Source organism: Streptomyces sp. TAA486 (assembly GCF_000426165.1).
On the sequence record NZ_AUEV01000007.1, the window covers coordinates 169,201 to 190,067 of the forward strand.

Genomic DNA, 20,867 nt, shown 5'->3' on the forward strand with positions numbered 1-20,867 from the left:
TGTCCGTCCGGAAATCGGCGCGCGGCGTCACATACCACGTTGATACGTTCACGCCATGCCGGAAAACGCCGGGACATACCGGACCATGCTGGTGACAGCGGAAGACGTGCACGAGGTGGTGCGGCTGGCCGTGGCCGCCCTGAGCGAAGGGGCGGAGGCGGACTGGAGCGTCAAGGCAGGGCCCCTGGAGTGGGACTGCTGGGACACCGTCGAGCATCTCAGCGACGACCTGTTCACCTATGCCACTCAACTCACGCCGGACAACCCCCCGTTGACGGACGGCATCCCCTTCAGCTTCGCGCCGCGACAGCCGGGCGGCCCCCGAAACACGATCTTCGCGGACCGGGACGCGGGGACGGCGGGCCTGCTGCGGGTCCTGGAGGCGAGTGGCGCGCTGCTGGTGGCCATGGTGCGCACGGCACCGCCGGACCTGCGCGCCTGGCATCCGTACGGCGTCGCGGACGCGGGCGGCTTCGCGGCGATGGGCGTCGTGGAGACCCTGGTCCACGTGTACGACGTCGCCGAGGGCCTCGGCATCGGCTGGGAGCCGCCGCAGGACCTGTGCCGCCGCGTGCTCACCAGGCTCTTCCCCGACGTGCAGGTCGACGCGGACCCCTGGCAGGCCCTGCTGTGGGCCACGGGCCGAACCGCGCTCCCGGGCCGCCCGCGCCGCACATCATGGCGCTGGTCCGGCACTCCGGACGCACAGCAGGTCACGGCGCCGGCAGCGGGCTGATCCGGAGACGGATGGTGGCGGGGCGCGGCATCATGGGGGCGATGCCATCAACAGCGCCCCTCCTCCTGCTCGATGTCGACGGCCCGCTCAACCCGTTCGCCACCCGGCTGCGCCGGCGACCGCGCGGCTACACGACGCACCGCTTCAAGCCGGCCGACTGGGTGCGCCGCAACGCTCCTCTCCCCGAAGAGGAGGTCAGATCGCTGCGTGTGTGGCTCAGGGCCGCGCACGGGCCCCAACTGAGCGCACTGCCGTACGAGTTGGTGTGGGCGACGACGTGGATGCACGACGCCAACACACACATCGCCCCGGTCCTGGGTCTGCCCCGACTGCCCGTGATCGAGTGGGCGGAGCTGTTCACACCGGGCCCGGACGGCACCCACTGGAAGGCGCGGCACATCGTCGAGTGGGCGAGGGGACGCCCGTTCGCGTGGGTCGACGACGGCATCACCGACCACGACAAGCGCTACGTCACCGCTCACCACGACGGTCCCGCGCTGCTGCACTGGGTCAGCCCCCGGCGGGGGCTGCGCCCCAAGGACTTCGCGGCGCTGCGCACTTGGGCGGAGAGGGAAGCCGGGCACGCGTCGTAACGAAGGGAAAGCACATACAACGCCCCTACGCGCCAATCGAGTTGACCGGCAAGCTCGGCACGCGTGGCTTCACAGCACCCAGGTGGCATACAGGCACACCGCGGCACCCCCGGTGCCGCCGGTGAACAGGTACCTCAGCACCACCGCGGCCTCCGTGCCCTTGATGCGGGAGCCGACGGCGAAGTCCTGCTCCTCCCCGGGCACCGCCACCGGCGGTGCCGTCCGCGCGGCGTTCCAGTCGGCGCGGACAGCACACCCTGGCCGGAGGGCGTGTCAGGACGAGCGCGGCGGGTCGAAGTCCGCGGCCTCGACGAAGTCCGGCCGCGGATCCAGGGCCGCGGCCAGCCGGAAGTGGCGTCTCGCCTCGTCCTTGCGGTCGGCGCGCTGAAGGGTACGGGCGAGCGCGAAATGCGCGAACGCGTTGTCCGGCTCGCGTTCCAGTACGGTCTGGAACTCCATCTCCGCAGGGCGCAGTTGGGCTCCGAGAAAGAACGCACGGGCGCGCAGCAACCGCGCGGCCGTATTCTCCGGGTGCGCTGCGATGACCGTGTCGAGCAGCTTCAGGGCGCCACGCGGGTCGCGCGCATTGATCAGCTGCTCGGCAGCGCGGAACTCGATGACCAGGGTCTCAGGAGTGGCCTCGGACACGGTGGCTGCCTCCTCACCGGGGCCGGTGTGACAGGTACGGTGCACAGGCGCGGAACGCCTCATCCCCTGTAGCTATTCCCAGTCGCAACCACTGGCACTCCGCTCCCACTGGAGCGGGCTACGCCCCGCCGCGCGCCCCTACGCCCGCCGGCGCAGCTCCTCCCACACCTCTCGCACCCGTGTCTCCAGCTCCTCCAGCGAGCCGTCGTTGCTGATCACGATGTCGGCCAGCGCCAGCCGCTCCTCGCGTGTGGCCTGCGCCGCCATTCGGGCGGTGGCCTCTTCCTCGGTCATGCCGCGCTGCCGCACGAGTCGGTCGAGCTGGGTCTGGGGCGAGGCGTCGACGACGAGGACGAGGTCGTAGAGCGGGGCGAGCCCGTTCTCGGCGAGGAGCGGCACATCGTGGACGATCACGGCGCGGCTGCCAGGGTCCTTCGGAGAGCCGGCCCCGGCCGCTTCGGCTGTCGCGGCCTTCTCCGCCTCCTCTGCCTGACGTTCCAGCTCGGCTGAGCGCTCCCCCACGAGCGGGTGAATGATCGCGTTGAGCGCCGCCAGCCTGTCCGTGTCGGCGAAGACGACCGACCCGAGCTTGGGCCGGTCGAGGCTGCCGTCGGGCGTGAGGATCTCCTCCCCGAATTCCTCGACGACGGCGGCGAGCCCAGGCGTACCGGGCGCCACCACCTCCCGGGCGATCTTGTCCGCGTCGACGATCATCGCCCCGTACCCGTCGAGCAGCCCCGAGACCGCGCTCTTCCCGGCTCCGATGCCACCCGTCAGTCCGACCTTCAGCATGTCGGCCACGCTATACGGTGCGCCCGAGCCGGCGGCGCGCAGGCCCGGGCCGGCTCAGGTCGCGCTGTCGCCGCCGCTCCCATCGGATCCGCCGCCGCTCCCGCGGCCCGGACCCTTCTCGCCGCCCTCGCCTTCGCGCTCGGCGAGGAAACGCTCGAAGACCGCTCCGAGCTCGTCGGCCGAGGGCAGCTCGCCGGGCTCGGCCACGAGGCTGCCCCGGGTCTCGACCCCGGCGAGTGCGTCGTACTGCTGCTCGAGGCCCCGTACGACAGCCACGAGGTCCTCGTCCCCTTCGGCGAGCTGCCGCTCGATCTCGCTCTGGGTCTTGAGCGCCTCGTTGCGCAGAGCGTGCGCCACGTCCGGCAGCACGAGACCCGTGGCCGAGGTGATGGCCTCGATGATGACGAGGGAAGCGTCCGGATAGGGCGACCGCGCCACGTAGTGCGGCACATGCGCGACGACCCCGAGCACATCGTGCCCGGCCTCCGCGAGCCGCAGCTCGATCAGCCCGGCTGCGCTGCCTGGGACCTCGGCCTCCTCGAAGAGAGCCCGGTGGCCCGGCACGAGATCCGTACGCGTGCCGTGCGGCGTGAGGCCCACGGGACGCGTATGCGGGACGCCCATCGGAATGCCGTGGAAGTTGACCGACATCCACACGCCCAGGCGTTCGGCGATCTCACCGACCGCCGCGGTGAAGGCCTCCCACTGGACGTCCGGTTCGGGCCCGGACAGCAGCAGGAACGGCGCGTCGGTCGCGTCGCGTACGAGCCGCAGGTCCAGCCGGGGCGTCTCGTAGGAGACCCAGCGGTCGCGACGGAACGTCATGGTGGGGCGGCGCGCGCGGTAGTCGACGAGGCGGTCGGCGTCGAAACGCGCTACGACGGTGCTGGGCTGAGTGTCCTTCAGACGCTCGACGATCTGCTCTCCGGCGTCGCCCGCGTCCATGTATCCCTCGAAGTGATACAGCATCACCAGTCCGGCGCTGTCGGACTCTGCGAGGACGGCATCGACAGCCTCCAGGCCGCTCTCGTCCCACATGTACACGCTTTGCCCACTGTGCGGTTCAAGCACTGCTGGCGCCCCTAACTAGTCGCGTTCCCCTACGACAACGGTGCGTGGACGGCGGGCATTCCTGCGGCAGGACGCGGACAGAGAAGTGGGGCCCGCCCCCGAAGGAGCAGGCCCCACTTTTCGTGCTTCAGCCTCTGCCGCCTCTCAGCGGCCGGCCTTCAGCTTCAGCGCCTCAGCTCTGGCCGCCTGCGAGCTTCTCACGCAGAGCCGCCAGCGCCTCGTCCGAGGCGAGAGCGCCCGAGTCGTCGTTCGACTCCGAGGAGTACGAACCGCCGGAACCGGCACCCTGGCCACCGCCGCTGTTGCCACCCGGCTGGGGCTGCGGGCTGCCGCCGCCTGCGCCGGCACCCTCGGCCGCCGCCTGCTCGTCGGCCTCGCGGGACTTGATGACCTGCGCCTGGTGCTGCTCGAAGCGCTGCTGCGCCTCGGCGTACTGGCGTTCCCACTCCTCGCGCTGCTTCTCGTACCCGTCCAGCCAGTCGTTGGCCTCGGGGTCGAAGCCCTCGGGGTAGATGTAGTTGCCCTGGTCGTCGTACGACGCGGCCATGCCGTACAGCGTCGGGTCGAAGTCGACCGTGGTCGGGTCGGCACCGAAGGACTCATTGGCCTGCTTCAGCGAGAGGCTGATGCGGCGGCGCTCGAGGTCGATGTCGATGACCTTGACGAAGATCTCGTCGTTGACCTGGACGACCTGCTCCGGGATCTCCACGTGGCGCTCGGCCAGCTCGGAGATGTGGACCAGACCCTCGATGCCCTCGTCCACGCGGACGAACGCACCGAACGGAACCAGCTTCGTGACCTTGCCGGGCACGACCTGGCCGATCTGGTGCGTACGGGCGAACTGCTGCCACGGGTCTTCCTGCGTCGCCTTGAGCGACAGGGAGACGCGCTCGCGGTCCATGTCGACGTCCAGGACCTCGACCGTGACCTCCTGGCCGACCTCGACGACCTCGGAGGGGTGGTCGATGTGCTTCCAGGACAGCTCGGAGACGTGGACCAGACCGTCCACACCGCCCAGGTCGACGAACGCGCCGAAGTTGACGATGGAGGAGACGACGCCGGAGCGCACCTGGCCCTTCTGGAGGGTGGTGAGGAAGGTCTGGCGGACCTCGCTCTGCGTCTGCTCCAGCCAGGCACGGCGGGACAGAACCACGTTGTTCCGGTTCTTGTCGAGCTCGATGATCTTGGCTTCGAGCTCCTTGCCCACGTAGGGCTGCAGGTCACGGACACGCCGCATCTCGACCAGGGACGCGGGCAGGAAGCCCCGCAGACCGATGTCGAGGATGAGGCCGCCCTTGACGACCTCGATGACGGTGCCGGTGACGATGCCGTCCTCTTCCTTGATCTTCTCGATGGTGCCCCAGGCACGCTCGTACTGAGCGCGCTTCTTCGAGAGGATCAGGCGTCCTTCCTTGTCCTCCTTCTGGAGCACAAGGGCTTCGATCTCGTCACCGACGGCGACGACCTCGTTGGGGTCGACGTCGTGCTTGATCGAGAGTTCGCGGGACGGGATGACGCCTTCGGTCTTGTAGCCGATGTCGAGCAGGACCTCGTCCCGGTCGACCTTCACGATGACGCCGTCGACGATGTCGCCGTCGTTGAAGTACTTGATCGTCTCGTCGATCGCGGCGAGGAAAGCTTCCTCGGAACCGATGTCGTTTACCGCAACCTGCGGAGTGGTGGCGGTGGTCTCGGTGCTGCTCGTCATGTGTGAAAGGGTCTCCGGGTACGGACATGAAGTCGTAGGTCCTGCTACGCCGAGAGCCCGTTATCGCACCGCGCATGCAAGCCAGCCGGACACAGCCTTGAGAGCCACAAACCCGAGGGAATACACCACCGATGCGAGCGCGGCCTGCTCCGTCCGAGGCGCGCAGGCCCGCAGCGCAACTTGTAGCATACGGGGGCCGCTGGGCATGGTCAATGCGCGAAAGAGCACAGCTGGGGTGGAACGTCCCATAACCGGCGCGCCCGTCACAGCGTGCACCCCTTGAGGCACTGAGCGATGTCTCCGCGGCCCCCGCGGCGACAAGTCATATACGTGAGCGTACGACGGCGGGCGCGATGATCCAAGATGACGGCGGCAGGAAAAGCACGGCGACGTATGCCGAGCCGGAGGCCGTGCGCAGACAGGCCGGCGGCGCGGAGAGCAGCCTCGCGAACCGCGGATGGTGGAACCGCAACGCCGACGAGTACCAGGACGATCACGGTGCCTTCCTCGGTGACGCCCGTTTCGTCTGGTGCCCGGAGGGCCTGGACGAGGCGAAGGCCCGGCTGCTCGGCCCGTCCGGGGCGCTGCGTGAGCGGCGCGTGCTGGAGGTGGGGGCGGGCGCCGCGCAGTGTTCCCGTTGGCTCGCCGCGCAGGAGGCCCGTCCTGTGGCACTGGATCTCTCCCACCGGCAGCTCCAGCACGCGCTGCGCATCGGCTGCGGTGACGGGGACGGTGCCGGCTTTCCTCTGGTGGAGGCGGACGCCCGGGCGCTGCCCTTCGCCGACGGCTCCTTCGACGCGGCCTTCTCCGCCTACGGCGCGCTGCAGTTCGTCGCCGACCCCGAGCGCGTGCTGCGGGAGGTGCGGCGGGTGCTGAAGCCCGGCGGGCGGTGGGTGTTCTCCGTGACGCATCCGCTGCGCTGGGCGCTGCCGGACGAGCCGGGCCCGGAAGGGCTGACGGTGATCAGCTCTTACTTCGACCGGACCCCCTACGTCGAGGAGGACGAGAAGGGGCGCGCGGTCTACGTCGAGCACCACCGCACCCTCGGCGACCGGGTGCGGGACCTGGTGGGTGCGGGATTCCGGCTGCTGGACGTCGTCGAGCCTGAGTGGCCCGACTGGAACGCGCAGGAGTGGGGCGGCTGGTCCCCGCTGCGCGGGCGGCTCATCCCAGGGACGGCGATCTTCGTATGCGAGCGCGACAAGGGGCACTGACGCGGCCCTGCGTCGGGACGTTTGCGCCGGGTCGGCCAGTGCCGCACAGCCGGGTGCTCATCCCATGCTGGTGATGCTCACCGGTTCGATGACGAAGAGGCGGGCCGACGCCAACTACTTTTCGGTGACCGTGAGTTCGATGTCGGAGGTCGAGCCGTCCTCGGTGGTGAGGCGCAGGATGAAGGTGCCGGTGTCGCCGTCGGTGTGGATGGTCGGGAGTTCGAGGACTCCGGCCTGGGCGAGTACGCCCGTCGATTGGGTGATCGAGCGGTCCTCGTTGCCGAAGAGGTCCGTGAAGAAGGGCCCCTTGGTGTTCTCCTTGCCGTCCTTGTCGACCATCGTGGCGGTGACGGGAACACCGCCGGCGGCCTCTTTCTCATGCTTGAGATTGACCTTGAAGTCGGTGAACTCCGAATCCACCGGGGCCTTCAACGGACCCTCGTGGTCGAGAGCGAAGGTGTACTTGGCCTCGACCTCGGCCTTCACCGTGGTGGTGGGGTCGTTGCCCGCCACCTTGGTGGTGGCGGTGACGGTGAAGTCGCCGGCCTGCTCGCCGGCATCGATAAAGGGAGCGGTGGCGAGGCCGTTCGGCATCGTGGTGGCCGTGGCCTTCTTCGAATCGCCCGGGAAGCGGGCGCCGGTGTCGCCCTTGATCGTGTACTCGACGCGCACGCCCTTGACCGCCTTGCCGGACTCGCTGACGGCCCGTACGCGGACTCGGTCGTCGAAGTTCTCACCGGTGTAGGCGGTGAGTTCGCCCGCCAGGACCGGCTTCAGTGCCGTGGGCGTGACCGGAGCCGGCGAGTCGTGCCCGTCGCCCTTGCCGGGCTTGTCCGACCCGGAGCCGCCTCCATGTGAACCCTTGCCGTTGCCCTTCCCCTTGCCGGCACTGTCCGAGCCGCCGGCGCCCGGTGAGGTGGGCACAGCCCCGGAGCCGTCGGGAACCTTGTGCGTGCCCTTGCGGTAGAACTCGTACCAGGCCAGCACTGTGCGCAGATAGTCCTGGGAGTTGTTGTAGCTGAGGATCGAGCGGTGCAGGCCGGCCTTGGAGGTCAAGTCCCGTTCGCCCGCGCAGAGATAGCCGGCGGCGGCCAGCGCCGCGTCGTGGACGTTGCCCGGGTCGCTGTTGCCGTCCCCGTTGCCGTCGGTGCCCCAACGGGACCACGTCGAGGGTATGAACTGCATGGGCCCGACGGCGCGGTCGAAGCGCCGGTCGCCGTCGAGGCGGCCCCCGTCGGTGTCGTGGATACGGGCGAAGCCCGATCCGTTCAGCACCGGACCCAGGATCGGCCGGAGGGTCGTGCCGTCCTTGTCGACCGCTCCGCCGCGAGCCTGCCCGGACTCGACCTTGCCGATGGCCGCGAGCAGTTCCCAGCGCAGCCCGCAGGCGGGGTCGGAGGCGTTGATGGAGCTGACGGCCTTCTTGTACGCGGCGAGCAGCGACGCCGGGATGCCGGACTCCGAAGGCTTGTCGAGTGAACTGCGGGGCGGGGCCGGCGATTCCAGGGGCGGCAGCTCCGTGTGGTACGAGTCGTCGCCCGGCGCGCGGTCGGGCTGCGCCTCGTCCGGACGCTCCTTGCCCGGGTCCACGAGGTGGTTCACGTCCGACCCCGGCGCCTGCGACGCGGTCAGTGCAGCCATCGTCGCGGCGGCGATGGCCGTACCGGTCACCCCCCGGCGGATTTTCCTGCCGCCGCGAATACCGCCATACAGCGCCATGTGCCGGACTCCCCTGCTCTCCGCTGCGGTCGCCAACAGGGGTGACACTACGGCAACTCCCCTGTTACGTCTGCGGGTCGGGGGCATTGGCCGCATGGGGCAGACAGGGCTAGTGGGCGGCCGATTCCCAGTCGTCACCGACGCCGACCGAGACGTCCAGCGGCGCACGCAGCTGGACCGCGTCGGCCATTTCCCGGCACACGAGTTCCTCGACGGCGTCGCGTTCGCCGGGGGCCACTTCGAGCACGATCTCGTCGTGCACCTGGAGCAGCATCCGTGAGCGCAGCTTCTCCTTGTGCAGCGCAGAGTCCACGCGCAGCATCGCCAGCTTGACGATGTCCGCCGCCGTGCCCTGGATCGGTGCGTTGAGCGCCATCCGCTCCGCCATGTCGCGGCGTTGCCGGTTGTCGCTGTTGAGGTCGGGGAGATAGCGGCGGCGGCCCATGATGGTCTCGGTGTAGCCGGTCGCGCGGGCCTCGGAGACCGCCCGGTGGAGGAAGTCGCGCACTCCGCCGAACCGTTCGAAGTAGTCGTCCATCAACTTGCGGGCCTCGTCGGGCGTGATGCCCAGCTGCTGGGAGAGGCCGAAGGCCGAGAGCCCGTAGGCCAGACCGTAGGACATGGCCTTGATCTTGCGGCGCATCTCGGCGTCGACCTGGTTCTCGGTGACCTCGAAGACCTGCGAGGCGACGGTCGTGTGCAGGTTCTCCCCGGAGGTGATGGCCTCGATCAGCTTCTCGTCGTCGGACATGTGGGCCATCACGCGCAGTTCGATCTGGCTGTAGTCCGCGGTCATCAGGCTCTCGTAGCCCTCGCCGACGCGGAAGGCACGGCGGATGGCGCGGCCCTCGTCCGTACGGATGGGCACGTTCTGCAAGTTGGGGTCGGTGGAGGAGAGACGGCCGGTGGCGGCGACGGTCTGGCTGAAGCTGGTGTGGATGCGGCCGTCGGCGGCAATCGTCTTGATCAGGCCCTCGACCGTGGTGCGCAGCTTCTGCTGCTCGCGGTAGCGCAGCATCAGCACCGGCAGTTCGTGCTCCGTCTGCGTCGCGAGCCATGTCAGCGCGTCGGCGTCCGTCGTCCAGCCGGTCTTCGTCTTCTTCGTCTTGGGCAGGCCGAGCTCGCCGAAGAGCACCTCCTGGAGCTGCTTGGGCGAACCGAGGTTGAACTCGTGCCCGACGGCGGCGTGTGCGTCCTTCACCGCCTGCTGGGCGGCGTCCGCGAACTGCTGCTCCAGACCCGTCAGCCACTCGCGGTCGGCGCAGATGCCGGCGCGCTCCATCCGTGCCAGCACGGCCGACGTGGGCAACTCCAGATCGCGCAGCAGATCGGCGGCGCCGACCTGCGCGAGCCTCTCCTCGAAGACCTCACCGAGGTCGAGGATCGTGCGCGCCTTGACCATCAGCGCCTGCGCCTCGGCCTGTTCGTCCACGCCGAAGGCCAGCTGCCCGCCGCCGGCGTCGGCGGGGCCGAGCTCGCGGCCGAGGTATTCCACCGACAGCGCGTCCATGTCGAAGGAGCGGCGGCCGGGCTTGTCGAGATAGGCGGCCAGGGCCGTGTCCTGGGTGACTCCGGCGACGCTCCAGCCGTGCTCGGCGAAGACACGCATGATCGCCTTGGCGTCGTGGACGACCTTCGGATGTGCGGCGTCCGCGATCCACGAGGCGAACGCCTTCTCCTCCGCCTCGTCCAGCCGCGCCGGGTCGAACCAGGCCGCGGGCCCGCCCGCGGCGGCGAGAGCGATCTCGCTGACGCTGCCGGTGCCCAGCTTCCACACGTCGACGGTGGCCAGGCCGAGGGTGCCGCCCGCGTGCTCGTCCAGCCAGCCCACCAGCTCGCCGGGGCCCAGCACGCTGCCGTCGATCTCCACGCCCTCCACGGACGGGGCGACCTCTTCCTCCTGCGCGCCCGGATCGACCGCGAACAGCCGCTCGCGGAAGTTCAGATGACGGAACTCCAGGGCGTCCAGCACGACGTTCAGCGTGTCCCGGTCGTAGGCGACACGCTCCAGGTCCTCCGGACGGCAGCTCAGTTCGACGTCGCTCACGAGCTGCGTGAGATGACGGTTGAGCGTCACCGCCTCCAGGTGCGCCCGCAGATTCTCCCCGGCCTTGCCCTTCACCTCGTCCGCCCGGCTGGACAGTTCGGCGAAGGAGCCGAACTGGGTGATCCACTTGGTGGCCGTCTTCTCGCCGACGCCGGGAATGCCGGGGAGGTTGTCGGACGGGTCGCCGCGCAGCGCCGCGAAGTCCGGGTACTGCTCGGGCGTCAGGCCGTACTTCTCGAAGACCTTCTCGGGCGTGAAGCGCGTCAGCTCCGAGACGCCCTTCGTCGGGTAGAGCACCGTGACGTCGTCGTTGACGAGCTGAAGGGCGTCCCGGTCGCCGGTGACGATGGAGACCTTGAAGCCCTCGGCGGTCGCCTGCTTGGTCAGCGTCGCGATGACGTCGTCCGCCTCGAAGCCCTCGACGGCGAAGCGGCGCACGCGCATCGCGTCGAGCAGCTCCCCGATGAGCTCGACCTGCCCCTTGAACTCGTCCGGGGCCTTGGAGCGGTTGGCCTTGTACTCCGCGAACTCGGCCGAGCGCCAGGTCTTGCGGGAGACGTCGAAGGCGACCGCGAAGTGCGTGGGCTCTTCGTCGCGCAGGGTGTTGGACAGCATCGAGGTGAAGCCGTAGATCGCATTCGTCGTCTGGCCCGTGGAGGTGGAGAAATTCTCCGCGGGCAGTGCGTAGAACGCTCGGTACGCGAGCGAGTGCCCGTCCATCAGGAGCAGGCGCGGTGCGGTCTTCTTCGATGCCTTCTCAGTCACGTCCCCGATCCTCCCACGCCCCACCGACAACCCCGTCCGCACGCACACGGCGCTGCCCGCACCGGGCCACCGCGTCCCGGGGATCAGCGCCCGAGCACACCGTGTGAGGACTTCGGAAGGGGCCTTCGAGAGGAGCACGGCCCACCCCCGGGACGAACGTCCTGGTACCGCCGGACACCGCCGCCGACACGAGCGGCACCCGGCTGTCAAGTCGCCGGTGATCCGCATCACTCGGGCCTGAGCGCACGCTCAGCGACCTGATAGGACGGTGCCTGACAACTGACCGCGCAGGCCTGCCGGGACGACCGCCCGGACGGGCACACCGGCAGGCCGGCCCCACAAGGTGATCGGAGCCGCTGCCCATGGGCGAGCACACTAGGACCACGTTCCCGCAGGAGATCCTCGACCAGTGGGCGGGACTCGGCATGGATCTGCCCGCGCTCTTCTCCGCGGGGCACCTCGGCGAGCGCATGGACCTGCGGATCCTCCACGCCTCACCCGAGAAGGTCACCGGCACGCTTCCCGTCGAGGGCAACACCCAGCCCTACGGCCTGCTTCACGGCGGTGCCTCCGCCGTTCTGGCCGAGACCCTCGGCTCGGTCGGCGCGATGCTGCACGGGGGCCCGGGCAGAATCGCCGTCGGCGTCGACCTCAACTGCACGCACCACCGCGGCGTCCGCTCCGGACTGATCACCGGCACCGCCACACCCGTCCACCAGGGACGCTCCACCGCGACGTACGAGACCGTCATCACCGACGACGACGGCAAGCGCGTGTGCACCGCCCGGCTCACGTGCCTGCTGCGAGACGCCGCACCCGGTGCGGCCACTCTGGTCACTCCGCCGGAAGGCCGCTAGCTTCCCGCACATGGCCGGCACCGGACGCAGACGGGGAGGGGCACCGGACACCCCTCGAAGACCCCCTGCCCCTGCCCGCAACCGCGGCGTCCCTCCGCCGCGGCCACAGCCCCGGCAGGGGGACGTGCTGTACTCGGGGAGCGAAACCACAGGCATCGCCGAGCGCTGGTACGACCTCTCACCGCGGACCCGCCGCACCGCGGCCGGCGCTCTCGGACTCCTCCTGCTCGCCGGCGGCGGCTACGCGATCGCCACCCAGCCGCCCGCGGCCCAGCCGCAGCCGCAGCAGAGACAGGCGGAGCCCCGCCCAGAGCCCGACGACGCGCTGCCCTCGGCCACGTCCCGGCGCATGCCCTACCCCGCGCAGACCGCCCGCATCACCTTCGACCGCCTGGCCGTCTCCGACCGGGCCCGCCGCACCTTCTCCGTCGAGATGCACGCGGCGGCCACCGCGCCGCTGACCGTCCTGGACGTCGACCAGGGGTACGAGGCCGTCCAGCTGAACCTCGACGAAGGGCGACCGGTTTCCGTCTCCCCCGGCCGCCCGCGGACCCTGCTCCTCAAAGCGAGAGTCACCAATTGTGACCGCGTGCCGCTCCGTGCCCGCTCACCGTTCCTCAACGTGACTCTTCGTAATGACCGTGCGCGCCAGGAGCTGAGCGTGATCCCAGGGGAGCGCTACGCGGACGCACTCACGCTCGCATTCCGGACGCTCTGCGAGCAGGACACCTCACAGAGCACAGCCGAACCCTGAGGCGATCTGCTGATTCACACTTCCGAATTGTGTCCGCTACACGCACGCCACAGAGCGGATCTTCCCGGACGCTCCCGTACGGACACGCATTGGTCGGGTCTCAATAACAAGAACGTCACACCTTGCCCGGCCCCTCTGCCCCCCGCGATCCGACGGCCATAGAGTCACCGCCAGTCACCGCGCAGCCGGGTGTGCAGTGAGAACCCTGATCCGTTCCACGCTCAGGGTGCCCGGCGCGCGACACGGCCCTTCATCTCCGAAGGCCGCGCCAGGGGAAAGGACTGATCGTGCGCCACCGTTCATTGCTCATCATCACCACCGCGGTCGCCGCGGGATCTCTCGTGCTGTCCGCTTGCGGCTCACGCGGCGAGGACAGCGGCGGCAAGAGTGGTGGGGACACCACCGTGACCATCGGTCTCGACGCCCCGCTCACCGGTGATCTCTCCGCGCTCGGCCAGGGCATCAAGAACTCGGCCGACCTCGCCGTCAAGACCGCCAACAAGAAGAAGGAGGTCGACGGCGTCACGTTCAAGCTCCAGGCACTCGACGACGCCGCCCAACCCTCCGCCGGCCAGCAGAACGCCAACAAGTTCGTCGCGGACGACAAGGTTGTCGGTGCCGTCGGCCCCCTCAACTCCAACGTCGGCCAGTCCATGCAGAAGGTCTTCGACAAGGCCGGCATGGTCGAGGTCTCCCCCGCCAACACCGCGCCCGAGCTGACGCAGGGCACCGACTGGCGCACCGGCAAGAAGGAACGCCCGTTCAAGACGTACTTCCGTACCTCCACGACGGACGCCATCCAGGGCCCGTACGCGGCGCAGTACATGTACAACGAGAAGAAGCTCAAGAAGGTCTTCGTCATCGACGACAAGAAGACCTACGGCAAGGGTCTCGCAGCCACCTTCAAGGGTGAGTTCGAGGACCTCGGCGGCGAGGTCGTGGGCACCGACCACGTCGACCCCAAGGAGAAGGACTTCACCGCGGTGGCCAACAAGGTCGCCAAGGCCAAGCCCGACTTCGTCTACTACGGCGGCGAATACCCCGCCGGCGCACCGCTCGCCGACCAGGCCAAGAAGGCCGGTCTCAAGGGCCCCGTCGTCGGTGGTGACGCGCTCTTCAGCGCCGAGTACGTGAAGCTGGCCAAGAAGAACTCCGAGGGCGACATCGCCTCCTCCGTCGGCGCCCCGCTGGAGACCCTCGACAGCGCCAAGGAGTTCACCAAGAACTACGAGGCCGCCGGCTACAAGCTGCCCTACGAGGCCTACGGCGGCTACGCCTACGACGCCACCTGGGCCATCATCCAGGCCGTCAAGGCCGTCGCCGAGAAGAACGACGGCAAGCTGCCCGAGGACATGAACGACACCCGCGAGCAGGTCTCCGAAGCCATGCAGGACGTCAAGTTCGACGGCGTCAGCGGCAAGGTCGGCTTCGACGAGTACGGCGACACCACGAACAAGCAGCTCTCGCTGTACGAGGTCAAGAAGGGCGAGCACAAGCCCGTCAAGACCGGCACGTTCGAAGAAGACTGAGCCGGGCGACCGCCCCGTTCAACCACACCACTACGCCGCGCGGGGACGCGAACAGCGCCCCCGCGCGGTCGTATCCAGACACCACTCGGAGGCCCCGCGGTGAACGACCTGCCGCAGCAACTGGCCAGTGGACTCATCCTCGGCGCGATGTACGGGCTCATCGCGATCGGATACACGATGGTCTACGGCATCGTTCAGCTCATCAACTTCGCCCACGGCGAGATCGTCATGTTCGGGGCCTTCGGCGGCCTCACCGCATGGCTGATCCTCCCGAAGGGCACAGCCCTCATGCTCGCCCTGCCGGTCATGCTGGTCATGGCGGTCGGGGTGTCCGTACTCATCGGCATCGGGGCGGAGCGCTTCGCCTACCGGCCGCTGCGCAACGCCCCCCGGCTGGCGCCGCTCATCACCGCCATCGGCCTGTCGATCATGCTCCAGCAGCTGATCTGGAGCTTCTACCCCGACGCGAAGAAGGCCCGCACCTTCCCGCAGTTCGGCGGTGAGAGCGTCAACATCCTCGGCGCCAACGTCCAGCGCGGCGAACTGTTCCTGCTGATAGCCGCGCCCGTCTGCATGATCGCCCTCGGCTTCTTCGTCGCCAAGACCCGCACCGGCCGCGCCATGCAGGCCACCTCGCAGGACCCCGACACCGCGAAGCTGATGGGCATCAACACCGACCGCATCATCGTCACCGCGTTCGCCATCGGCGCCGCGTTCGGCGGGGTCGCAGCCATCGCGTATGGCCTCAAGTACGGGCAGATCGACTTCAAGATCGGCTTCATCCTCGGTCTGAAGGCCTTCACCGCGGCCGTGCTCGGCGGCATCGGCAACATCTACGGAGCCATGGTCGGCGGCATCGTCCTCGGCCTCGCCGAGTCACTGGCCACCGCCTACATCGAATTCATCCCCGGCATGGAACTCTTCGGCGGCGGCGCCTGGAAGAACGTATGGGCATTCGTCCTGCTGATCCTCGTGCTCCTCGTACGACCACAGGGCCTGCTCGGCGAACGCATCGCGGACAGGGCGTGATAGCGATGGCAACCACCAACCCAGAAGCGGGCACCCCCACCGCTGACGCCACACCGGCCGAACCGCTCGACCCGACCGGCGCCCCCGGCGCCCTGCCGCTGCCCCCCAAGGCAGCCCGCATCCTCACCGCCGCCGGAGCCGTCGGCACCCTCGCGAGCACCATGCTCGCCTGGACCTGGACGGCCGAATTCCCCGGCGACCTCACCTACTACGGCTCACCCGTCGACCTGCAGACCCTCACCCTCGTCGGGTCGGTCCTCACCCTCGCGGTGCTGCTCGCAGGCAGCGGCGTACGCGGGCTGGGCTGGCTGACCCCGGGCGGGAAGACCGCGCCCGTGGTGCTGCTGGCCATCGGAACGCTCGGCGTCGCATGGTTCACCGCCGGCGCCATCGCCGTCGTACTCGGCGGGCTCGTCAACTTCGAACCGGGCATGTGGGTCGCCGTACTCGCCAGCCTCGTCACCGTGGTCGGTGCCCTCGGCCTCCGGGCCGACGAACCCTTCGACCCCGCCGACCCCGCGCTCCGCAACCCCGGCGCCTGGCAGCGCTTCCGGCACTCCCTCAAGTCTCCCGCGCCCGAGCGCGCACGGGACCTCCCGGGCTGGGCCGAACTGCTCATCATCGCCGTCACGTTCGGGATCGCGCTGTTCGTGTTCACCTACGGCATCGACACCCCGTACGGCGAACTCTTCATCGGCTTCCTGATCCTCGTCGGCTTCGCCGCCACCGCCCTGGCACGCGCCGGACTCAGCCAGCGGCTGGGCAAGATCACGGGCAAGCACCGCAACGTCACCTTCACGGCGGCATTCGTCGCCGCGGCGTGCTTCCCCTTCACCCAGAGCAGCGACCAGTACACCTCCGTCGCCGCCAACATCCTGATCTTCGCCACCGTCGCACTCGGCCTCAACGTCGTCGTCGGCCTCGCCGGCCTCCTCGACCTCGGATACGTGGCCTTCCTCGGTGTCGGCGCCTACGCCGCGGCACTCGTCTCCGGGTCGGACACATCCGTCCTGGGCGTCGAGTTCCCCTTCTGGGCCGCCGTGCTCACCGGTGCCGGAGCCTCACTCGTCTTCGGCGTCGTCATCGGCGCACCGACACTGCGGCTCCACGGCGACTACCTCGCCATCGTCACCCTCGGCTTCGGTGAGATCTTCCGCATCGGCATGGAGAACCTCGACGGGTCCTCCGGTCCGTCGGTCACCAACGGCGCCAACGGCATCGCGAACATCCCGGACCTGGTGATCCTCGGCTTCGACCTCGGCGAGGACCACACCATCATGGGTGTCGAACTCGGCCCGTTCGCCAACTACTACCTGCTCATGCTCGTCTTCACGATCATCATCGTGACGATCTTCCGCCGTGCCGACCGCTCCCGCATCGGCCGCGCCTGGGTCGCCGTACGCGAGGACGAGACCGCCGCACGCGCCATGGGCATCAACGGCTTCCGGGTCAAGCTCATCGCCTTCGCACTCGGGGCCACCCTCGCCGGCATGGCCGGCACCGTGCAGGCGCACGTGACCTCGTCCGTGACGCCGGAGCAGTACCAGTTCGTCGAAGTCGTGCCGCCCAACTCGGCGTTCCTGCTCGCCGCCGTCATCCTCGGCGGCATGGGAACCGTCAGCGGACCCCTCGTCGGCGCCTCGCTGCTCTACCTGATCCCGGCCAAGCTGCAGTTCATCGGCGACTACCAACTCCTCCTCTTCGGACTGGCGTTGGTGCTCCTGATGCGCTTCCGCCCCGAAGGCCTCCTCGCGGACCGCCGCAAGAAGCTCGAATTCCACGAGACCGGCCAGCTCGACGTACCGACCGGCGGCCCCGGCCTCAGCAAGACGGAGGCATGACGATGACCACCACAACGACAACCGGCGTGCAGGACGCCGTGCCCGCAGGACGCACCGACGTGCTGCGGGCCTCCGGAGTCACCATGCGCTTCGGCGGCCTCACCGCCGTGCGCAACGTCGACCTCAATGTCGACAGCGGCGAGATCGTCGGTCTCATCGGCCCCAACGGCGCCGGCAAGACCACCTTCTTCAACTGCCTCACCGGCCTGTACATACCGACCGAGGGCCAGGTCTCCTACAAGGGAACGGTGCTGCCGCACCGCTCCCACCTGGTCACCAAGGCAGGCATCGCACGCACCTTCCAGAACATCCGGCTCTTCTCCAACATGACCGTGCTGGAGAACGTCCTCGTCGGCCGCCACACACGCACCAAGGAAGGCCTGCTCTCCGCGCTCCTGCGCGGCCCCGGCTTCCGCAAGGCCGAACGCACCTCCGAGGAAAAGGCCATGGAACTCCTCGAGTTCACCGGCCTCGCCGACAAGCGCGAACACCTTGCCCGCAACCTCCCCTACGGCGAACAGCGCAAGCTGGAGATCGCCCGCGCCCTCGCCAGCGAACCGGGCCTGCTGCTGCTCGACGAGCCCACCGCGGGCATGACCGCCGGCGAGACCAGCGCGACCCGCGACCTCGTCCTCGCCGTACGGGAACAGGGCACAGCCGTACTCGTCATCGAGCACGACATGCGCTTCATCTTCAACCTCTGCGACCGCGTCGCCGTCCTCGTACAGGGCGAGAAACTCGTCGAAGGCTCACCGGAGACGGTGCAGGCCGACGAACGAGTCGTCGCCGCCTACCTCGGCACACCCTTCGAGGGCGAGCCCGGCGAGGCAGAGGCCGCGGAGGTCCGCGAAGCGGAGCACCGAGGCGCCGAAGAATCCGGGGCCGCCGCGGCCGCCCCCGCCGGGAGCGACGAGAACCCGAAGGGAGAGCGGTCCTGATGCCACTCCTCGAAGTCGACGACCTCCGCGTCGCCTACGGCAAGATCGAAGCCGTCAAGGGAATCTCCTTCAGCGTCGAGGCCGGCGAGGTCGTCACCCTCATCGGCACCAACGGCGCCGGCAAGACGACGACCCTGCGCACCCTCTCCGGCCTTCTCAAGCCCCTCGCCGGAAAGATCACCTTCGACGGCGAAGTGATCAACGACATGGGCGCGCACAAGATCGTCGCCAAGGGGCTCGCACACTCCCCCGAAGGCCGCCGCATCTTCCCCCGCCTCACCATCACCGAGAACCTCCAGCTCGGCGCCTTCCTCCGCAAGGACCCGGCAGGCATACAGCGGGACATCGAGCGCGCCTACGAGCTCTTCCCCATCCTCGGAGAACGCCGTGGCCAGGCCGCCGGCACCCTCTCCGGAGGTGAGCAGCAGATGCTCGCCATGGGCCGCGCCCTGATGTCGCAGCCCAAGCTGCTCATGCTCGACGAGCCCTCAATGGGCCTTTCGCCGATCATGATGCAGAGGATCATGGAGACCATCACCGAGCTCAAGGCGCAGGGCACAACGATCCTTCTCGTCGAACAGAACGCCCAGGCCGCGCTCTCCCTCGCCGACCACGGCCACGTCATGGAGATCGGCACCATCGCCCTCTCCGGCACCGGCCAGGAACTCATGCACGACGAGTCCGTACGCAAGGCGTACCTCGGCGAGGACTGACCCGCGGCACAGCCGCACACGGTCACACGCGAGTGGGCCGCCTCCCGGATGACGGGGGGCGGCCCACTCGCGTTGCGGCGGCGACACCGGCCCCAGTGATCCACACTGCGCGATCACGCTCCGGCCGGACGTCTGCCCGCCATCACCGATCCTGCTGCTTGCGCTCCTCGCCGTCCGCGATCACGGCTTCGGCGACCTGCTGCATCGACAGCCGCCGGTCCATCGACGTCTTCTGTATCCAGCGGAACGCCGCCGGCTCCGTCAGCCCGTACTGCGTCTGCAGCACGCTCTTCGCCCGGTCCACCAGCTTCCGCGTCTCCAGACGCTGCGAGAGATCCGCGACCTCCTTCTCCAGCGTCCGCATCTCCGTGAACCGCGACACCGCCATCTCGATCGCCGGCACCACGTCGCTCTTGCTGAACGGCTTCACCAAATACGCCATCGCGCCCGCGTCACGCGCACGCTCGACCAACTCCCGCTGCGAGAACGCCGTCAGCATCAGCACCGGCGCGATGCTCTCCTCCGCGACCTGCTCGGCCGCGGAGATCCCGTCCAGCACCGGCATCTTCACATCGAAGATGCACAGATCCGGGCGGTGCTCCCGTGCCAGGTCCACCGCGCTCTGCCCGTCACCGGCCTCACCGACGACGGAGTAGCCCTCCTCCTCCAGCATCTCCTTCAGATCCATCCGGATCAGCGCCTCGTCCTCCGCGATCACCACTCGCGTGGTCAGCGGAGGCACATGGGCGCTCTGCTCCCCGGCAGCGGAGGCGTCGGAGTCGGAGTTGTCAGGCTCGGGGATGTCCGCGGTGCTCACTGGGCTCCTCGTTTCCGCACAGGTAGGAGGTACGAGGGTACCGGGGTCCTGTAAGGTGGTCGCACAGCAGGTGGTCTTGGACCTTTGATGTGCTGGCCCCGGTAGCCCAATTTGGCAGCAGGCAATGGATTCAAAACCCATACAGTGTCGGTTCGAGTCCGACCCGGGGCACTTCACCTTCGATTCCAAGACTGCAAGCGATATCGCTGATCTTCCTTCGCACGAAGGCATCCGGCCTCGAATTCCTGCACGTCGTACATCAGCTCGGCATGCTCGCGTGCATGTACGACGTCACAATCCGTAAGCAGGCCCTGGCTCTCGTCGCGCAGGGGCGCAGCCTCAACTCCGTGAGCAAGCAGACCGGCATCTCCCGGTGGACGCTTCGGACTTGGCAGACGCGGCTGCTGCCTCTGCGTCCCGGTGCGGCCCAGTGCTGCCGGTGCGCCAACCCTCCCGTTCCTCCCGCCGACGGACCCGGCTATGCCTATCTCCTCGGCCTTTACCTCGGTGATGGATGCGTCAGCCGACTCGCGAGGACGTACTCGTTGCGCATCGCATGCGCGGACGCCTGGCCCGGACTCATCGACGAATGTGCCCGGGCGGTCAAGACAGTCCGTCCTGGAAACAACGTCTTCCGGGTCCAGCGGCAGGACTGCGTCGCGGTCACGGCGTACAACCCGCACTGGCCATGCCTGTTCCCTCAGCACGGCCCGGGCAGGAAGCACGAACGGTGCATCGAACTTGAGCCATGGCAGCAGCAGATCGTCGAGGCGCACCCGTCGGAATCTCGTACGCGGGCTGATCCACTCGGACGGCTGCCGCATCACGAATTGGACGACGCGGACGGTTGCGGGGAAGCGCAAGCGATACGAATACCCTCGTTACTTCTTCACCAACAAGTCCGACGGCATCAGGAATATCTACACCGACACCCTGGACCGGCTCGGAGTGCAATGGACGGCCCTGACCCGTCGCGGCACCCCGCTCAACATCTCCGTCGCACGCCGCGCCTCCGTCGCACTCATGGACGCGCACGTCGGGCCGAAATACTGACCCCGTGCCCCGGCTTTGGTCCGATGCGGCCGTCACGGAAGGT

The 20,867-nt window shown here is 68.8% G+C and carries 18 protein-coding genes, 1 tRNA gene and 1 pseudogene; 12 read left to right on the forward strand and 8 right to left on the reverse strand.

All coding sequences use genetic code 11. The features are described 5' to 3' along the window. Window positions 1-55 precede the first annotated feature (55 nt). Both I004_RS0111565 and I004_RS0111570 read left to right on the forward strand, forming a co-directional pair. Window positions 56-736: a maleylpyruvate isomerase N-terminal domain-containing protein gene (locus I004_RS0111565; RefSeq protein ID WP_028435627.1), complete on the forward strand. Its 681-nt coding sequence runs from the start codon at window positions 56-58 to the stop codon at window positions 734-736. Window positions 737-777: 41 nt separating this feature from the next. Further along, complete coding sequence (locus I004_RS0111570; protein WP_028435628.1) at window positions 778-1,329, forward strand: HAD domain-containing protein; 552 nt, start codon at window positions 778-780, stop codon at window positions 1,327-1,329. A gap of 69 nt (window positions 1,330-1,398) precedes the next feature. Here the strand turns inward: I004_RS0111570 and I004_RS39470 are convergent, their stop codons facing one another. The 5 genes from I004_RS39470 to rpsA form a co-directional block, all read right to left on the reverse strand. Next, window positions 1,399-1,539 (reverse strand): hypothetical protein, encoded by a 141-nt coding sequence (locus tag I004_RS39470; RefSeq protein ID WP_158677029.1) that lies wholly within the window; start codon window positions 1,537-1,539, stop codon window positions 1,399-1,401. Window positions 1,540-1,602: 63 nt separating this feature from the next. After that, window positions 1,603-1,977: a tetratricopeptide repeat protein gene (locus tag I004_RS0111580; protein WP_028435629.1), complete on the reverse strand. Its 375-nt coding sequence runs from the start codon at window positions 1,975-1,977 to the stop codon at window positions 1,603-1,605. A 138-nt stretch (window positions 1,978-2,115) separates the two neighbouring features. Further along, a complete protein-coding gene (gene coaE, locus I004_RS0111585; RefSeq protein ID WP_028435630.1) occupies window positions 2,116-2,769 on the reverse strand; it encodes a dephospho-CoA kinase in 654 nt (217 codons plus the stop codon). Between the two features lie 54 nt (window positions 2,770-2,823). Beyond that, the gene (locus I004_RS33465; RefSeq protein ID WP_051344942.1) at window positions 2,824-3,807 is read right to left on the reverse strand and encodes a PAC2 family protein; all 984 of its coding nucleotides are present in this window, start codon (window positions 3,805-3,807) and stop codon (window positions 2,824-2,826) included. A gap of 205 nt (window positions 3,808-4,012) precedes the next feature. Then, on the reverse strand, window positions 4,013-5,548 hold the full coding sequence (rpsA, locus tag I004_RS0111595) for a 30S ribosomal protein S1 (protein ID WP_028435631.1): 1,536 nt from the start codon (window positions 5,546-5,548) through the stop codon (window positions 4,013-4,015). Between the two features lie 353 nt (window positions 5,549-5,901). On the opposite strand from rpsA, the gene I004_RS0111600 reads away from it, so the two are divergent. After that, window positions 5,902-6,762: a methyltransferase domain-containing protein gene (locus I004_RS0111600; RefSeq protein WP_051344943.1), complete on the forward strand. Its 861-nt coding sequence runs from the start codon at window positions 5,902-5,904 to the stop codon at window positions 6,760-6,762. A 114-nt stretch (window positions 6,763-6,876) separates the two neighbouring features. Here the strand turns inward: I004_RS0111600 and I004_RS0111605 are convergent, their stop codons facing one another. Both I004_RS0111605 and polA read right to left on the reverse strand, forming a co-directional pair. Beyond that, complete coding sequence (locus I004_RS0111605; RefSeq protein ID WP_037975823.1) at window positions 6,877-8,481, reverse strand: lytic murein transglycosylase; 1,605 nt, start codon at window positions 8,479-8,481, stop codon at window positions 6,877-6,879. Window positions 8,482-8,590: 109 nt separating this feature from the next. Next, window positions 8,591-11,248 carry a DNA polymerase I gene (gene polA, locus I004_RS0111610; RefSeq protein ID WP_078511087.1) on the reverse strand — a complete coding sequence of 886 codons (2,658 nt, stop codon included), beginning with the start codon at window positions 11,246-11,248 and terminating at the stop codon, window positions 8,591-8,593. Between the two features lie 407 nt (window positions 11,249-11,655). Between polA and I004_RS0111615 the strand changes: the two genes are divergently transcribed. From I004_RS0111615 to I004_RS0111645, 7 genes are all read left to right on the forward strand, one after another. Then, on the forward strand, window positions 11,656-12,150 hold the full coding sequence (locus tag I004_RS0111615; RefSeq protein ID WP_028435635.1) for a PaaI family thioesterase: 495 nt from the start codon (window positions 11,656-11,658) through the stop codon (window positions 12,148-12,150). A 124-nt stretch (window positions 12,151-12,274) separates the two neighbouring features. Next, window positions 12,275-12,904 (forward strand): hypothetical protein, encoded by a 630-nt coding sequence (locus I004_RS37510; protein ID WP_051344945.1) that lies wholly within the window; start codon window positions 12,275-12,277, stop codon window positions 12,902-12,904. A 287-nt stretch (window positions 12,905-13,191) separates the two neighbouring features. Beyond that, entirely contained in the window at window positions 13,192-14,433 is a 1,242-nt protein-coding gene (locus I004_RS0111625; protein WP_028435636.1) for a branched-chain amino acid ABC transporter substrate-binding protein, read from the forward strand. Between the two features lie 99 nt (window positions 14,434-14,532). Continuing rightward, on the forward strand, window positions 14,533-15,462 hold the full coding sequence (locus tag I004_RS0111630) for a branched-chain amino acid ABC transporter permease (protein WP_028435637.1): 930 nt from the start codon (window positions 14,533-14,535) through the stop codon (window positions 15,460-15,462). A gap of 5 nt (window positions 15,463-15,467) precedes the next feature. After that, window positions 15,468-17,303 (forward strand): branched-chain amino acid ABC transporter permease, encoded by a 1,836-nt coding sequence (locus tag I004_RS0111635; RefSeq protein WP_106965321.1) that lies wholly within the window; start codon window positions 15,468-15,470, stop codon window positions 17,301-17,303. Window positions 17,304-17,305: 2 nt separating this feature from the next. Beyond that, the gene (locus I004_RS0111640) at window positions 17,306-18,241 is read left to right on the forward strand and encodes an ABC transporter ATP-binding protein (RefSeq protein ID WP_028435639.1); all 936 of its coding nucleotides are present in this window, start codon (window positions 17,306-17,308) and stop codon (window positions 18,239-18,241) included. Continuing rightward, a complete protein-coding gene (locus I004_RS0111645) occupies window positions 18,238-18,954 on the forward strand; it encodes an ABC transporter ATP-binding protein (protein WP_106965322.1) in 717 nt (238 codons plus the stop codon). The genes I004_RS0111640 and I004_RS0111645 overlap by 4 nt, the downstream gene beginning before the upstream one ends. 142 nt (window positions 18,955-19,096) lie before the next feature. Here the strand turns inward: I004_RS0111645 and I004_RS0111650 are convergent, their stop codons facing one another. Next, a complete protein-coding gene (locus I004_RS0111650; protein ID WP_028435641.1) occupies window positions 19,097-19,771 on the reverse strand; it encodes a response regulator in 675 nt (224 codons plus the stop codon). Between the two features lie 95 nt (window positions 19,772-19,866). Between I004_RS0111650 and I004_RS0111655 the strand changes: the two genes are divergently transcribed. Then, window positions 19,867-19,942, forward strand: a tRNA-Leu gene (locus I004_RS0111655). Between the two features lie 110 nt (window positions 19,943-20,052). After that, window positions 20,053-20,824, forward strand: a pseudogene (locus I004_RS33475) (transcriptional regulator). Window positions 20,825-20,867: the final 43 nt, after the last annotated feature.

What these genes read in the sequence shown, in the direction of transcription:
- rpsA (WP_028435631.1), bottom strand. Translation starts at nt 5,548, where the DNA reads ATGACGAGCAGCACCGAGACCACCGCCACCACTCCGCAGGTTGCGGTA.
- I004_RS0111615 (WP_028435635.1), top strand. Translation starts at nt 11,656, where the DNA reads ATGGGCGAGCACACTAGGACCACGTTCCCGCAGGAGATCCTCGACCAG.
- I004_RS0111635 (WP_106965321.1), top strand. Translation starts at nt 15,468, where the DNA reads ATGGCAACCACCAACCCAGAAGCGGGCACCCCCACCGCTGACGCCACA.
- polA (WP_078511087.1), bottom strand. Translation starts at nt 11,248, where the DNA reads ATGGACGGGCACTCGCTCGCGTACCGAGCGTTCTACGCACTGCCCGCG.
- I004_RS0111640 (WP_028435639.1), top strand. Translation starts at nt 17,306, where the DNA reads ATGACCACCACAACGACAACCGGCGTGCAGGACGCCGTGCCCGCAGGA.
- I004_RS33465 (WP_051344942.1), bottom strand. Translation starts at nt 3,807, where the DNA reads ATGTGGGACGAGAGCGGCCTGGAGGCTGTCGATGCCGTCCTCGCAGAG.
- I004_RS0111570 (WP_028435628.1), top strand. Translation starts at nt 778, where the DNA reads ATGCCATCAACAGCGCCCCTCCTCCTGCTCGATGTCGACGGCCCGCTC.
- I004_RS0111565 (WP_028435627.1), top strand. Translation starts at nt 56, where the DNA reads ATGCCGGAAAACGCCGGGACATACCGGACCATGCTGGTGACAGCGGAA.
- coaE (WP_028435630.1), bottom strand. Translation starts at nt 2,769, where the DNA reads ATGCTGAAGGTCGGACTGACGGGTGGCATCGGAGCCGGGAAGAGCGCG.
- I004_RS0111600 (WP_051344943.1), top strand. Translation starts at nt 5,902, where the DNA reads ATGATCCAAGATGACGGCGGCAGGAAAAGCACGGCGACGTATGCCGAG.
- I004_RS0111605 (WP_037975823.1), bottom strand. Translation starts at nt 8,481, where the DNA reads ATGGCGCTGTATGGCGGTATTCGCGGCGGCAGGAAAATCCGCCGGGGG.